Source organism: Novosphingobium sp. KCTC 2891, from assembly GCF_025938155.1.
In the GTDB taxonomy this organism is placed as follows: Bacteria; Pseudomonadota; Alphaproteobacteria; order Sphingomonadales; family Sphingomonadaceae; genus Novosphingobium.
Genome location: NZ_JAPCZG010000001.1, coordinates 369752 through 383269 on the forward strand (window position 1 = coordinate 369752; position 13518 = coordinate 383269).

Below are 13518 nucleotides of genomic sequence, written 5' to 3' on the forward strand. Positions count from 1 at the left end.
CGCGTCGCGCACATCCCGAAAAACCTAGCCCTGCTCCCGTTCCAGCAACCCATGCTTCTTCAGGCAGTGCCGCAACTGGTCGTACGTCAGCCCCAGCGCCTTGGCGGTTTGCCGCTGGTTGTAGCGGTTGCGGCCCAGGTGGTGCTCCAGGATGGCCCTCTCATGCGCTTCCACCGCTGCGCGCAAGTCGGCGATTTCGTCCAGTTCGGCGCGCGCGGGGGGCCGCGCTGGGCGCGCATCGTTGGCCGCGACGGGCGCTGCTGGCGAAGCGGCGGGCTTCCATGGGCTTTCGAACGGATCGAACTGCACATGGCCGATCGGCGTCGCCGGATCGTCCCAGCGATAGACCGCGCGCTCGATCACGTTGCGCAGTTCGCGCACGTTGCCAGGCCAGGCATAGCCTTCCAGCTGCGCCTGCGTGTGCGGGGTAAAGCCGGGCCAGGCGTCCCAGTGCAGCTCGGCCGCCATGCGCCGGCCGAAATAGTCGGCCAGCACGGCGATGTCGCCTTCGCGCACGCGCAGCGGGGGCAGGGTGATGACCTCGAAGCTCAGCCGGTCGAGCAGGTCGGGGCGGAACCGCCCTTGCCCGGCCATGCGCGGCAGGTCCTCGTTGGTCGCGGCGACGATGCGCACGTCCACGCGGATCGGCCGGCTCGCGCCGATCCGGGTCACTTCGCCATATTCGACCGCGCGCAGCAGCCGCTCCTGCGCGCCCATCGACAGCGTGCCCAGCTCGTCCAGAAACAGAGTGCCCCGGTCGGCTTCCTCGAACCGGCCCACGCGGGCCCGGGTAGCGCCGGTGAAGGCGCCGGCCTCGTGCCCGAACAGTTCGGCCTCGATCAGCGTTTCGGGCAGCGCGGCGCAGTTCATGGTGACCAGCGGTTCCTGCCACCGCGTGGAGAGGCGGTGCAGGCGCTCGGCGATCAGTTCCTTGCCCGTGCCGCGCTCGCCGATCACCAGCACCGGCCGGCGCATCGGCGCGGCCCGGCTGGCGCGCTCTACGGCGTCGAGAAAGGCGCCCGACTGGCCGATGAACTGGACTTCGCGATCCACCCTGAACACTCCGTTGCCGCGTTCGCGCCAAGGGATGGCACATTTTCCCAACCTTACGCAAGATTGACCATTTCGTCTGGCGGTGCGCGCGCCCATATCCGCGCAATTCGGCGGCTTTCGTGGTTTGGCACGCTGCTTGCTGAAAGGTGAACAACGCCGGATCGCACGGCGAACCACGGAGACTTCAGATGTACACCGCCCGCTTCTTCTCGACCAAGCTCGGCCGCGCAAGCCTCGCCAGCATCATGGCGATGGCGGCGATGAACTGCTTCGCGCTCACCCAGCAGCTCCATGCCGCGCCGCAGGTCCTTGCGTCCTCGGCCGCGATCACCGGCGAGCTGGCGTGACCTCGGACCTCACCCCGATCCGGCCCGAAGGCAACGACGGCCGCCGTTCTTCCCGCTTCGATGCGGAGCTGGAAGCCCTTCGCAACAGTGCCGCCAATCGCGGCTCGGGCGGCCAATCGCGCCCTTCCTTCACCAACGGAGTCAACCTGATGGGCATCTTTTCGCGGACGCGCGATATCATTGCCGCCAATTTCAACGACCTGCTCGACAAGGCGGACGATCCTTCCAAGATGATCCGGATGATCATCATGGAGATGGAGGAAACGCTGGTCGAAGTCCGCGCCTCGGCGGCGCGCACCATTGCCGACCAGAAGGAAATGCACCGCCACGTGTCCAAGCTGGACCGCCTCCAGGCCGACTGGTCCGAAAAGGCCCAGCTCGCCCTGTCGAAGGACCGCGAGGATCTGGCCCGCGCTGCGCTGGTCGAACGCAAGAAGGCGGCCGACATGGCCGAGCAGCTCCGGTCCGAGATCGGCGTGCTCGACGATTCGATGCGCGCTTACGAGCAGGACATCGAAAAGCTGCAGACCCGCTTGCGCGAGGCCCGCAGCCGGCAGACCGCGATCGCCGCGCGCCTCGAAAGCGCCGAGAACCGTGTCCGCCTGCGCAGCCTGCTGACCAACGAGCGCGTGGACGAGGCGCTGGCCCGCTTCGACCAGCTGGAACGCCGGGTCGATTATGCAGAGGGCCGCGCCGATGCGCTGGGTCTTGCAGACGGCACCGCGCCCAACCTGGCGGACGAGATTGCCGCGCTGGCCGGGCAGGACAAGATCGATGAGGAACTCGCCGCGATGAAGCGCGCGCTCAGCAAGGACAACGGCTGATGGAAGACATTGTCGTCCCGATGGTGGCGATCCTGGGCATCTTCGTCGGATTGCCGTGGATCATTCTTCACTACATCACCCGGTGGAAAACCGCCGCCACCCTGACCACCGGTGACGAGGCGCTGCTGGAAGAGCTTTACCAGCTCGCCCGCAGGCTCGACGAACGGATGGACACGGTCGAACGCCTGGTCGCGGCCGACAACCCGGACTTCCGTCCGGCACGCATCGTCCACGACCGCGAAACCGACAACCAGCAACTGCGCGAGCTTGATCGGATGCTCGCCGAAAAGAAGGGGACCCTGAAATGACCGCGCAGCGCACCCGCTTCTATCGCGACAAGGTCAACGGCAAGTTCATGGGCGTCTGCGCCGGGATCGCCGACTACACCGGGGTCGACGTGCTCTGGGTCCGGCTCGGCTTCGTGGTGCTCACGCTCGCCGGCCTCGGCTTCCTGCCGCTCGCCTACTTCGCGCTGGGCTTCCTGTCCGAAAAGAAGCCGTCCTACCTCTACGTCGACCGCGACGAGCAGAAGTTCTGGCAGGGCGTGCGCCAGTCGCCGGCCCGAACTGCCCGCGAAGTCCGCGCCAGCTTCCGCGATATCGATCGCCGGTTGGCCGACGTCGAGAACTTCTATGTCTCGGGCAATCCGCGCCTCTCGGCGGAAATCGAAAAGCTGCGCTGACAGCACCCCGCGCAAGCGGGAAACCAGGGGGAAATCGCCATGAATCCGGACTCCATCTTCGTGCTGATCCCGCTTGCCCCGTTCCTGCTGGGCGGGCTGGCGATCTGGACCAAGCACAGCCGCAAGCTGGAAGAGGTCCGCGCCGCCGCCACTGCCGAAAAGGCCGCGCAATATGCCGCGCAGAGCCAGGCGCTGGAGGAACGGGTGCGCGTGCTGGAACGCATCGTCACCGACAAGGGCTACGATGTCGCCACCCAGATCGAGGCGCTGCGCGACACGCGCCGCATCGAGAGCGCAAACAGGGGGGGCGTGCAATGACCGGCCCCGAAGTATTCGCCTTCTGCGCGCTGGTCCTGCTGCTCATCTGCGCGATGGGCATGGCGCTTGATGCCTACAAGCGGCGGATGGACCTGCGCGAGAAGGAACTGGAACTGCTCGCCGCGCGCACCGCTGAAAAGGCCGCGCAATACGCTGCCGGGGCCGAACGGCTGGAACAGCGGGTGCGCGTGCTGGAGCGGATCGCCACGGATCGGGCCACCGATCTTGCCGCCGGCCTTGCTGCCGAACCCGTCACCGCCCCGGCCACAAGCCTTGCCGGACAGATCGAAGCCCTGCGCGAAGCGCGGGCGAATTGAGGGAAAGACGACCGTGAGCTTCTGGACCGCCATTGTTGTCATCGTCGCGATCATCGCCTGGGCCAATATCCGCATGACGAAACACCGCGGCGAAAGCCGCCCCGGCCAAGACATTGAAAGCCAGTACACCGCCTCGCTGGAGCGTGAAGTCGCCGACTTGCGCAAGCGGCTGGAAGTGCTGGAGCGCATCGCCACCGACGATCGGGAGACGAAGCGTCTCGCGCAAGAGATCGAAGCCCTGCGCGACCGCTGAGCCGGCCGCGCGCATCGCAAGGGAGCCATCGATGCCCGCTGAAACCCTCGTCGATACCATCGTCATCGCCGTTGCCGCGCTCGTTGGCCTTGCCGTCCTCGCTGCCGCGCTGCTGCGCGCGTGGAACGGCTGGCTCGACCTGAAGCGCCTCGAACTTGGCCGTCAGCCAGGTGTGGACCTCCTGCCGGGCGCGGGTCGGATCGAATTGGCCGACCTGAAGGAGCGCCTGCGCAAGCTGGAAGCCATCGCCGCCGGCGTTGACCTCTAAGGGCAGGCGCTCGCCCCTTGAGGCCGCGCCCGCCTCTGCTAAAGCCAGTCCCATGCAGAGCCTCGAAGACATCCTCGAAGAGTACGAATTCCTTGATGGCGATGAACGCTATCGCCTGCTGATCGAGCTGGGGCGAGAGCTTGAGCCGATGCCCGATGCGCTGAAGACCGACGCTACGCTGGTACGCGGCTGTTCAGCCAGCGTGTGGGTCTATCCCACTACGGGGCAGGGTGGGCGCCTCCATTTCCTGGCAGACAGCAATGCCGCGATCACCAAGGGGATCGTCGCGCTGGTGCTGGCCGCGGTCCAGGACCGGCCCGCCGCCGAAGTGGCGCAGACCGACATCGCCGCGCGGCTGGCTCCGTTTGATCTTCGCAACCAGCTGTCCTCCAATCGCACCCAGGGTGTGCCCAACATGATCGCGTTGGTGCGCGACCATGCCGCGCGCCTTGCCTCCGCCGGCTAGGGGCGTTGCGCCGCCATCTCTGGACCGGGGCTGGGCTAGGCTTCGTGGGGCTGGGTGCGGTGGGAGCTTTCCTGCCGCTATTGCCCACCGTCCCTTTCCTGCTGCTGGCGATGGTCTGCTTTGCGCGGGGCAATCCGGCGTGGGAGCGGCGGCTGCTCGATCATCCCACCTACGGTCCTTCGCTGCGCGACTGGCGCGAGCGCCGCGCGATTTCTCGCCGGGCGAAGAAGGCGGCGCTGCTGGCCATGGCGCTCAGCGTGGCGGTGACCGCTTTCACCGCCGGCTGGCCCTGGGTGCTGATCCCCCTGGGCGTGATGGCGCTGTCGGGCACATGGATCTGGACCCGCGCGGAGTAGGGCGGGAAAATTCCGAACTTTCGTTATCGGTATTGTTTTCGATGTGAAACATTAACGCAATTTAATCTTCGCGGATTTGCCACATCCCGCGCCTAGGCCGGACCCCTGACCACCAAAGGGGACCACCAATGGCCACAGGACCTTCCACCACCACCGATTCCTTCCTGCTTTCGCTTGAACCGAACGTGACCTTCACGACGATTCTGACGGTGGGCGACGCACTTCCCGGCAGCACCAGCGGCGTGTTCGGCGGCATCCCCGACGGTATCGGTGCGTTCGACAACGGCGACGGTACGCTGACCGTCATCGTCAACCACGAAATCAACAACGCCCAGGGCATCGTGCGCGATCACGGCTCGATCGGTTCGTACATCGACCGCATCGTGATCGACAAGGCGACCCTCGCCGTCATCGGCGGCGACGATGCCATGCAGACGCTCAACGTGTGGAACACCGCCACGCAGCAGTATGAAGTCGGCACCACCGCGTTCAGCCGCTTCTGCTCGGGCGATCTGGCCGACCAGACCGCGTTCCTCAACAGCGCCAGCGGCCTCGGTACTTCGGCCCACATCTACCTCACGGGTGAGGAAAGCGGCGTCGAAGGCCGTGCCGTGGCCACGATCGTCAGCGGCGAAAACGCCGGCCAGGCCTATGTCCTGCCCACGCTCGGCAAGCTCGCATTTGAAAACCTGACCGCCAACGCCTTCGCGCAGGACAAGACCATCGTCGCCGCGACCGACGACGGCCAGAACGGCCAGGTCTACATCTACGTAGGCGACAAGCAGGCCACCGGGACCGACATCGACAAGGCCGGCCTCACCAACGGCGCGCTCTATGGCATCAAGGTCACCGGCTTCACCGACGAGACCAACGCCGTCGCCGCGAACGGCAGCTTCACGCTCGAAGCCATCGCCGATGCTGCCAGCAAGACCGGCGCGCAGATCGACGCCGCCAGCGAAGCGCAGGGCGTGACCAGCTTCCTGCGTCCGGAAGACAGCGCGTGGGATCCGCAGAACCAGAACGTTCTGTACTTCACGACCACCAACAGCTTCACCGGCAACTCGCGCCTCTACAAGGCGACCTTCGCCGACATCACGCACCCCGAACTCGGCGGCTCGATCGAAGCCGTGCTCGACGGTTCGGAAGGCCAGAAGATGTTCGACAACCTGACCGTCGCCAACGGCAAGATCATCCTGCAGGAAGACCCGGGCAACCAGGACTACATCGCCAAGGTCTATGAATATGACATCGCCAGCGACACGCTGTCGACGATCAGCTCGTTCGATCCGGCGAAGTTCGCACCGGGCGCGGCCGGCTTCATCACCAAGGACGAAGAATCGTCGGGCGTGATCGACGTCACCAACCTGCTGGGCGATGCCACGCACCGCGCCTACCTGCTTGACGCGCAGGTCCACAAGGCCACCGGCGATCCCGCCACGGTCGAACAGGGCCAGCTGCTGCTGATGAAGGTCGAAACTGTCCATGATGGGGCCAACGGCGACGACGTGCTGAACGGGGATGCCACCGCCAATGTCATCTCGGGCAACAACGGCAACGACACGATCCGCGCCGGCTCGGGCAACGACACGCTGTTCGGCAACAACGGCAACGACGTGCTTGACGGAATGCGCGGCAACGACGTCCTCGTCGGTGGTCGCGGCGACGACCGACTGACCGGCGGCGAAGGCGACGATCGCTTCGACTTCACCGCATGGGGTGACAACAAGGCGGCCATCGGCAACGATGTCGTCACCGACTTCGTCAGCGGCCACGACGTCATCGTCCTCACGGCCGATGCCTACATCCGCAAGACCGCCACGGGCGACTTCAACGCCGATGGCGTGTCGGACCTCAAGCTGACCGTTTCGACCGGCGGCACGATCACCCTTCTGGGCGTGAACTCGCTGCACGATGGCGACGTGATCAACCAGGATCTGGGCGAACTCGCCAACCGCGCGTTCCACGACATGGTTCTGCTCTGATCCTTCCGATCGACTGAACAGGCAGAGGCCGGCTTGCCCCAGGGCGAGCCGGCCTTTCGCTTTGCGGCGGGCGGTATCACCTTGCGCGCATTCCGTATTGTTCCTTATTTGTTCTCACCTTATCCTGCGCCCCATGACGGATTCGCAGGCCACGATCATGCTCACCGTGGGCAAGGCCACGGAGGGCGCCCACTGGTTCGACCGGCTGGTGACGTTGACCGGCGCGCTGGCGTGGCCGCTGGTCGCGCTGGTCGTCGCGCTGCTGTTTCGCGCGCAACTGGTGGCGCTCACCGCCCGGCTTGATGAACTGCGCTGGGGGGACAAGTCCGCCCGCTTCGCCCGACGGCTCGACCGGCTCGAGGCCAGCGCCCCGTTTCCGCCGCCGCCCCCGCCGGACGAGCCGGAGATCGCGCTGTCGGGCGATCACGCGCGCTTTCTGCAACTGCTCGAAATATCCCCGGGCGCGGCCGTGCTCGATGCCTGGGCACGCGTGGAGGAAGGCCTTGCCCGGCTCGCCCGCCGCGCCGACGGCGGCGAACTCGACCGCCGCATCCGCGCCATGGTGGTCGAACTGGGCGCCCTGCGCGCCGATGCCGCGCGCAACCGACCGATCACCGTCCCCGACGCGCTGCGCTTCCGCAACCTCGCCAAGCGCGTGCTGAACGAGATCAACCTGGCGTGACGGCGGTCTTCGCGCGCTGCGGGAGCACTGCAACCAGCATCACGATGGCCACCAGCAGCACCGCCGATGCCAGCGGGCGGCTGAAATCCAGCCCGCCCTTGGCCAGCGGCTTGTCCAGGTAGTCGCCCACCGTCGCGCCCAAAGGCCGGGTCAGGATGAACGCCGCCCAGAACAGCGCTGCCCGGTTCGCCGACGTCGCGGCATAGAGCAGCGCGATTCCCGCCAGCGCGATGGAGAACAGCACCGCTCCCCCCAGATACCCCAGGCCATTGCTGTCCGCGGTCCAGTCGCCCAGCGCAGTGCCCAAGGTCTGCGACAGCGAGATCGTCAACCAATAGAACCACTCGGCGCGCGGTTCGACCAGCCGCGTGACCGAGACTGATCCCGTCGTGCGGTGCCACGCCGCCAGCGATCCTGCGACGAGCGCCAGCAGCAGAGCCGATCCGCCAGCATAGCCGATGCCGAGCGAGCGCGTGGCGAAGTCCGCCAGCGTCGTTCCCGCCGTGGTCGATGCGATGATCGTGGCCCAGTACAGGGCCGGCCGGAAATGCGCTGCGCGCACCTGCACCGTCACCAGAACGAGCAGGACAGCCAGGAATACTCCCGTGCTGACAAGGTAACCGAGCCCGAGGCTCATCGACAGGGTGTCGCCGGCCGTTTCGCCCAGTGTGGTGGCCAGGATCTTGATGATCCAGAAGCCCAGCGTGATTGCGGGGGCCTTGCTTTCGTGGGTCCGGTCACTCATCGATTGCCTCTCGCAGCACCGCAATACCAAGATCGCGCTGCGCTTTCAGTTCCCGCTTCAGCACGGCGGGATCGCGGGCGAATACGAAGCCGAAGCTGACGCCGCCTTCCTTGCCCTCGGTCGCGTGATGCAGCTTGTGCGCCTGCACCAGCCGCTTGGCGTAGCCGCGTCGGGGGACCCAGCGGAACCAGCGCTGGTGGACCAGCCCATCGTGCACCAGCGTGTAGATCACGCCGTAGCACAGCACGCCCAGTCCGATCCACGTGCCCGGCCACCACGCTTGCGCGCCGCGCACCAGCGGGCTGCCCACGGCGAAGAAGCTGATCGAGATTATCGCGCCGACAATGGCGTAGAGGTCGTTCTTCTCGAAGAACCCGTCGTGCCGCTCATGGTGGTCACGGTGCCAGCCCCAGCCGAAGCCGTGCATCACGTACTTGTGGCTGGACCATGCGACGAACTCCATCGCCAGCACGGTGGCGACAATGATCAGGACGGCAGCGACTGCGTTCATGCCGCCCTCCCTAGTCCTTCCCGCGACAAACCGCGACACTTTCTCGCGTCGTTGCGACGTGAGATTTTCCGTCCGTTCAGGCGCGAAAGGCGATTCCTTTATGGTGCGGAACACCCGCCCCGCAAGGAGGACCGACCTTATGAAGAAGCTCATTCTCGCCGCCCTGATCCCCGCCGCGATCGCCGGGGCCGCCGCGCCCGCGAGCGCGCAGGCCTGGCATGGCAATGCGCACGATCGGCACGATTCGGGCTGGCAGACCCCGGCGCGGAACGGCGACATCCGGCAGCAGATCAACGGCCTGCGCCAGCAGATCGACCGCGCCGAGCAGCGCCGCACCATCTCGCGCCGCGAGGCCGATGGCCTGCGCCGCGAAGCGCGCGACATCCAGCGCCAGTATGCCAGCTTCGCGCGCCGGGGGCTGGACCGTAGCGAATACCGCACGCTCCAGCGCCGCGTCGACGATGTCCGCTCACACCTGCGCATGGAGCGCCGCGACCGCGACGGCCATCGCGGCTGATCGCAAGTGCATCGCAAGGCGCAATTAAATTACGCCGATAAGCAACAAGGCGCGCCTTTCCTGCTTGAAAAGCGGGAAGGGCGCGCCTAACCGCCTTGCATGGCTCAGAATCCGCGCACTCTTTACCAGAAGATCTGGGACGCCCACGTTGTCGAGAACCGCGACGACGGCACCAGCCTCATCTACATCGACCGGCACCTCGTTCACGAGGTGACCAGTCCGCAGGCGTTCGAGGCGCTGCGCGTTGCCGGGCGCAAGGTGCGTCGCCCCGATCTCACGCTCGCGGTGCCGGATCACAACCTGCCCACAACCGCGCGGCTCGATGCATCGGGCCACCGCCTGCCCATCGCCGATCCCGAAAGCGCGCAGCAGCTTGCCGCGCTGGAAAAGAACGCGCCCGATTTCGGTATCCGCTACATCGGCGCAACCGATCGCGAGCAGGGCATCGTCCACGTCGTCGGGCCGGAGCAGGGCTTCTCGCTCCCCGGCGCGACCATCGTCTGCGGCGACAGCCACACCGCTTGCCACGGCGGACTTGGCGCGCTGGCGTTCGGCATCGGCACCAGCGAGGTCGAGCACGTGCTCGCCACGCAGACCCTGATGCTCAAGCAGTCGAAGTCGATGGAAGTGCGCGTCGAGGGCGACCTGCTCCCCGGCGTCTCGGCCAAGGACGTGGTGCTGCACATCACCGGCGTGCTCGGCGCGTCGGGCGGCACCGGCTATGTCATCGAATATACCGGCAAGGTTATCCGAGACCTGTCGATCGAAGGCCGCCTCACCGTGTCGAACATGGCGATCGAGCATGGCGCGCGCGCTGGCCTGATCGCGCCCGATGAAAAGACCGTCGCCTATCTGAAGGGCCGGCCGCTGGCGCCCAGGGGCGCCCAGTGGGACGCCGCCGTGGCATGGTGGACCAGCCTCGCCACGGATCCGGGCGCGAAGTACGACAAGGTCGTGGTGATCGACGCGAAGGACATCGCGCCTTCGGTTACCTGGGGCACCAGCCCGGAAGACGTGCTGCCGGTCACCGGCATCGTCCCCGCGCCCGAAAGTTTCGCCGATCCCTCGAAGCAGGACGCGGTGAAGAAGTCGCTCGAATACATGGGCCTCGTTCCCGGCCAGCGGCTGCAGGACGTGGAAGTGCAGAACATCTTCATCGGCAGTTGCACCAACAGCCGGATCGAGGACATGCGCGCCGCCGCCGCGATCCTGAAGGGCCGCAAGAAGGCCCCGAACGTGCGCTGGGCCATCGTTGTCCCCGGTTCGGGCCTCGTCAAGGAACAGGCCGAGGCCGAGGGGCTGGACAAGATCTTCATCGATGCCGGCTTCGAATGGCGCGAGCCGGGCTGCTCGGCCTGCCTTGCGATGAACCCGGACAAGGTGCCTGCCGGCGAACGCTGCGCGTCCACCAGCAACCGCAACTTCGTCGGCCGCCAGGGGCCGGGCGCGCGCACTCATCTCGTCAGCCCGGCGATGGCCGCTGCCGCCGCCGTCACCGGCAAGCTGACCGACGTGCGCGACCTCACGCCCGCCTGAACCCGGTCACGCACGTTTACAGCGGCCCCATCGGCCTCTAGCCTCGCTCCCGGAAGCAAGCGGGGGCGAGGACGATGGACTTGATCAAGGGCGTGCGTGCGCAGGAACGCGCCTATGGCGGCGTGCTCTGGCTGGTGTCGCTGGTCTTTGCCGGATTCATCATCGGCATGGGTAATCTCGTCATCGGCGACCTGCCGCTGGTCGATGAGCAGGTGGCCGGTGCGCAGCTGCCTCCCGACCCGCAGCTTGTGCGAGTCCGGTCCGAGATCGCCAGTGCCACCGTCGCCGCTGGCCGGCTGGACGACAGGTTGGAAATCGCACGGCTGCAACTGGCGCAGGCGCAGCGCGCCTCGCGCACCGCGACCGACACGTTCCGTGCGTGGATCGAGGCACGCACCGCGACCACCGATCCGCAGCAGGACCCCGAAGTCCTTTCGCGCACCCGCCAGCTCGAACAGCTCAAGGGCAACGAGCGCACCATCCAGTCACAGATCGCCGCGCTGGAGAACGAGAAAGCCCCGCTCGAACAGCAGGCCAGCGCCTTGCGGATGCGCCAGTTCCGGCTGGAGCAGGAGGCCATCCCCGCGCAGGAACGCGCCCGGTTCTGGCAGGAACTGCGCGTGTTCGGCCTGCGCCTGCTGATCACGCTGCCCATGCTCGGGCTCGGCGTCTGGCTCGCGGTGAAGAAGCGCAAGAGCGACCACTGGCCGCTTGCGCGGGGTTTCGTGCTGGCCGCGGTGTTCGTGTTCTTCGTCGAACTCGTGCCCTATCTGCCCAGCTATGGCGGCTATGTCCGCTACGCCGTGGGCATCGGCCTGACTTTTGCCGCCGGGCACTTCCTCATCAAGAACATGCGTGCCTGGCTGGCCAGCCGGCAGGCGGCCGAAGCGCAGGGCGAGGCCGAGCGCCGCAGCCGCGTCGACCAGGACGAAGCGTTCCGGAAGATGGCCGCCAAGGTCTGCCCCGGATGCGACCGTCCCATCGCCACCACCGGCGATGCGGAAGCCAACTATTGCGTCCACTGCGGGCTGACCCTGTTCGACCACTGCGCCAGCTGCAACACGCGCAAGATGGCGTTCTTCCGCCATTGCATGACCTGCGGGGCACCTGCCGCTGCGGCCGCCGAGGCACCGCCGCCCAAGGCGCCCGCACCAGCTTGACGCGCAAGTCCGCCTTCGCCCCGGTCGTTGCTGCGCACACCCGCGTCCTCGTCTTGGGCAGCTTGCCGGGGGAGGTGAGCCTTGCCGCGCAGCGGTACTACGCGCACCCAGCCAACCAGTTCTGGCGGCTGATCGGCGGGGTGATCGAGCGCGATCTGGTCCCGCTCGATTACGAGACGCGGCTGGCCGCGCTGCTCGAAGCGGGCGTGGGCCTGTGGGACAGCGTGGCCACCGCGCGCCGCGCCGGCAGCCTTGATACCGCGATCCGCGAGGTGGAAGCAGCCCCGCTCGCCGATCTCGCCGCCACGCTCGCGGGCCTGCGCGCGGTGGGCTTCAACGGCGGCACCTCGTGGCGCATCGGCCGCCGCCAGCTGGCCGCGCGCCACGATCTCGCGCTCGTTCAGCTTCCGTCCAGCAGCCCGGCCTATTGCCGCGTCACGCCTGCCGAAAAGCAGGCTTCGTGGGATTTCCTGCGGAAATACCTGCGATGAATGTTGCAATCGCGCGGTGCCTCGCCAATCGTGCCGCGTTCCAACCACGTTAGGAGCGGCTTGTGAGCAAGAAGACCGAAAACTGGACCGGCAAGGCAGCGATGGCAGGTGCGGCAATCGGCTCGGCGGCGCTCGCGGCGGCCCTGCTTTATGCTTCGCGCCGCAAGGAACGCGCTGAAAAGGGCGAAGTGCCCAAGGCACCGCCGGTCGACACGCCCGAAACCGACTGACAATACCCGTCGATCGGCTGTTGCATGGCGCTCCGCCCCGGTTATAGCGGGCGCCATGGAACCGGTTAGCCAGATCGAAGGCCGCGCCTATCCCTTTGGGCGCAAGAACGTCGATACCGACGTCATCATCCCCGCGCATTGGCTGAAGACGATCAGCCGCGAAGGACTCGGGCGCGGCGCGTTCGAAGCCCTGCGCCAGGATCCCGACAACCTGTTCGACAGCGCCGAGTTCGCCGGCTCGCCGATCCTCGTTGCAGGCGACAATTTCGGCTGCGGCTCCAGCCGCGAACACGCCGCGTGGGCCTTGCTCGACATGGGCATCAAGGCGGTGATTGCACCATCCTTCTCGGACATCTTCTCGGGCAACGCGTTCAAGAACGGTATTCTCACCGTCGTGCTGCCACAGGAAGCGGTGGACCGGCTGGTCGAGGTGGCCAAGACCGACCCCATCCACATCGACCTTGAAGCGCAGACGGTCACCACGCCGTTCCAGGATCGCTTTGCATTCGAGATCGATCCTTTCCGCAAGCACTGCCTGCTGAACGGTCTGGACGAAGTGGGTCTGACGATGGCCCGTGACGCCGCCATTTCCACGTTCGAGGACAAGGTCCGCGCCGAACGGGGCTTCCTCGCGCAGGGCACTGCTGTCGCCGCCTGAACGGTCCGTCCGTTTTGCCGCCGCGCGCCGGTCCATCCGGGCCGAAGGGCGAGCTTGCGCGTGTGCCTATTAATTGTTCGGTTAAAAAGGCTTTCCTTTAGCCGAAAATCTTGCTTTTCTGC

The 13518-nt window shown here is 66.6% G+C and carries 21 protein-coding genes; 18 read left to right on the forward strand and 3 right to left on the reverse strand.

The window, feature by feature from the left end; all coding sequences use genetic code 11:
* Window positions 1–24: 24 nt before the first annotated feature.
* Window positions 25–1053, reverse strand: a complete 1029-nt coding sequence (pspF, locus tag OLX02_RS01765; protein WP_264419687.1) for a phage shock protein operon transcriptional activator — start codon at window positions 1051–1053, stop codon at window positions 25–27.
* 188 nt (window positions 1054–1241) lie between these two features.
* On the opposite strand from pspF, the gene OLX02_RS01770 reads away from it, so the two are divergent.
* From OLX02_RS01770 to OLX02_RS01825, 12 genes are all read left to right on the forward strand, one after another.
* Window positions 1242–1400: a hypothetical protein gene (locus OLX02_RS01770; protein ID WP_264419689.1), complete on the forward strand. Its 159-nt coding sequence runs from the start codon at window positions 1242–1244 to the stop codon at window positions 1398–1400.
* A complete protein-coding gene (gene pspA / locus OLX02_RS01775) occupies window positions 1397–2224 on the forward strand; it encodes a phage shock protein PspA (RefSeq protein WP_264419691.1) in 828 nt (275 codons plus the stop codon). Before OLX02_RS01770 ends, pspA begins: the two co-directional genes overlap by 4 nt.
* A complete protein-coding gene (pspB, locus tag OLX02_RS01780) occupies window positions 2224–2532 on the forward strand; it encodes an envelope stress response membrane protein PspB (protein ID WP_264419693.1) in 309 nt (102 codons plus the stop codon). Before pspA ends, pspB begins: the two co-directional genes overlap by 1 nt.
* Window positions 2529–2906: an envelope stress response membrane protein PspC gene (pspC, locus tag OLX02_RS01785; protein ID WP_264419695.1), complete on the forward strand. Its 378-nt coding sequence runs from the start codon at window positions 2529–2531 to the stop codon at window positions 2904–2906. The genes pspB and pspC overlap by 4 nt, the downstream gene beginning before the upstream one ends.
* Before the next feature lie 39 nt (window positions 2907–2945).
* The gene (locus tag OLX02_RS01790; protein WP_264419697.1) at window positions 2946–3224 is read left to right on the forward strand and encodes a hypothetical protein; all 279 of its coding nucleotides are present in this window, start codon (window positions 2946–2948) and stop codon (window positions 3222–3224) included.
* The gene (locus OLX02_RS01795) at window positions 3221–3541 is read left to right on the forward strand and encodes a hypothetical protein (RefSeq protein ID WP_413630031.1); all 321 of its coding nucleotides are present in this window, start codon (window positions 3221–3223) and stop codon (window positions 3539–3541) included. Before OLX02_RS01790 ends, OLX02_RS01795 begins: the two co-directional genes overlap by 4 nt.
* Before the next feature lie 13 nt (window positions 3542–3554).
* On the forward strand, window positions 3555–3794 hold the full coding sequence (locus OLX02_RS01800; protein WP_264419698.1) for a hypothetical protein: 240 nt from the start codon (window positions 3555–3557) through the stop codon (window positions 3792–3794).
* A gap of 31 nt (window positions 3795–3825) precedes the next feature.
* On the forward strand, window positions 3826–4062 hold the full coding sequence (locus OLX02_RS01805) for a hypothetical protein (protein WP_264419699.1): 237 nt from the start codon (window positions 3826–3828) through the stop codon (window positions 4060–4062).
* Between the two features lie 52 nt (window positions 4063–4114).
* Window positions 4115–4528, forward strand: coding sequence for a SufE family protein (locus tag OLX02_RS01810; RefSeq protein WP_264419700.1), 414 nt, complete (start codon window positions 4115–4117; stop codon window positions 4526–4528).
* A 5-nt stretch (window positions 4529–4533) separates the two neighbouring features.
* Complete coding sequence (locus OLX02_RS01815) at window positions 4534–4884, forward strand: YbaN family protein (protein ID WP_264419702.1); 351 nt, start codon at window positions 4534–4536, stop codon at window positions 4882–4884.
* A 128-nt stretch (window positions 4885–5012) separates the two neighbouring features.
* Window positions 5013–6866, forward strand: coding sequence for a calcium-binding protein (locus OLX02_RS01820; protein WP_264419704.1), 1854 nt, complete (start codon window positions 5013–5015; stop codon window positions 6864–6866).
* Window positions 6867–6999: 133 nt separating this feature from the next.
* On the forward strand, window positions 7000–7548 hold the full coding sequence (locus OLX02_RS01825) for a hypothetical protein (protein ID WP_264419706.1): 549 nt from the start codon (window positions 7000–7002) through the stop codon (window positions 7546–7548).
* Here the strand turns inward: OLX02_RS01825 and OLX02_RS01830 are convergent.
* The gene (locus OLX02_RS01830; RefSeq protein ID WP_264419708.1) at window positions 7535–8293 is read right to left on the reverse strand and encodes a hypothetical protein; all 759 of its coding nucleotides are present in this window, start codon (window positions 8291–8293) and stop codon (window positions 7535–7537) included. The genes OLX02_RS01825 and OLX02_RS01830 overlap by 14 nt on opposite strands.
* Window positions 8286–8804, reverse strand: coding sequence for a sterol desaturase family protein (locus OLX02_RS01835; protein WP_264419710.1), 519 nt, complete (start codon window positions 8802–8804; stop codon window positions 8286–8288). The genes OLX02_RS01830 and OLX02_RS01835 overlap by 8 nt, the downstream gene beginning before the upstream one ends.
* A 139-nt stretch (window positions 8805–8943) precedes the next feature.
* Here OLX02_RS01835 and OLX02_RS01840 point away from each other — a divergent pair, with 139 nt between their 5' ends.
* The 6 genes from OLX02_RS01840 to leuD all read left to right on the forward strand — a co-directional run bounded on the left by OLX02_RS01840 (window position 8944) and on the right by leuD (window position 13396).
* Window positions 8944–9321, forward strand: coding sequence for a hypothetical protein (locus OLX02_RS01840; protein WP_264419712.1), 378 nt, complete (start codon window positions 8944–8946; stop codon window positions 9319–9321).
* Window positions 9322–9420: 99 nt separating this feature from the next.
* Window positions 9421–10857 (forward strand): 3-isopropylmalate dehydratase large subunit, encoded by a 1437-nt coding sequence (gene leuC, locus OLX02_RS01845; RefSeq protein WP_264419714.1) that lies wholly within the window; start codon window positions 9421–9423, stop codon window positions 10855–10857.
* Window positions 10858–10931: 74 nt separating this feature from the next.
* On the forward strand, window positions 10932–12017 hold the full coding sequence (locus OLX02_RS01850) for a zinc ribbon domain-containing protein (protein WP_264419715.1): 1086 nt from the start codon (window positions 10932–10934) through the stop codon (window positions 12015–12017).
* Window positions 12014–12508 carry a DNA-deoxyinosine glycosylase gene (locus tag OLX02_RS01855; protein WP_264419717.1) on the forward strand — a complete coding sequence of 165 codons (495 nt, stop codon included), beginning with the start codon at window positions 12014–12016 and terminating at the stop codon, window positions 12506–12508. Before OLX02_RS01850 ends, OLX02_RS01855 begins: the two co-directional genes overlap by 4 nt.
* A gap of 62 nt (window positions 12509–12570) precedes the next feature.
* A complete protein-coding gene (locus tag OLX02_RS01860) occupies window positions 12571–12738 on the forward strand; it encodes an LPXTG cell wall anchor domain-containing protein (RefSeq protein WP_264420333.1) in 168 nt (55 codons plus the stop codon).
* A gap of 55 nt (window positions 12739–12793) precedes the next feature.
* Window positions 12794–13396, forward strand: a complete 603-nt coding sequence (gene leuD, locus OLX02_RS01865) for a 3-isopropylmalate dehydratase small subunit (protein ID WP_264419718.1) — start codon at window positions 12794–12796, stop codon at window positions 13394–13396.
* Window positions 13397–13518: the final 122 nt, after the last annotated feature.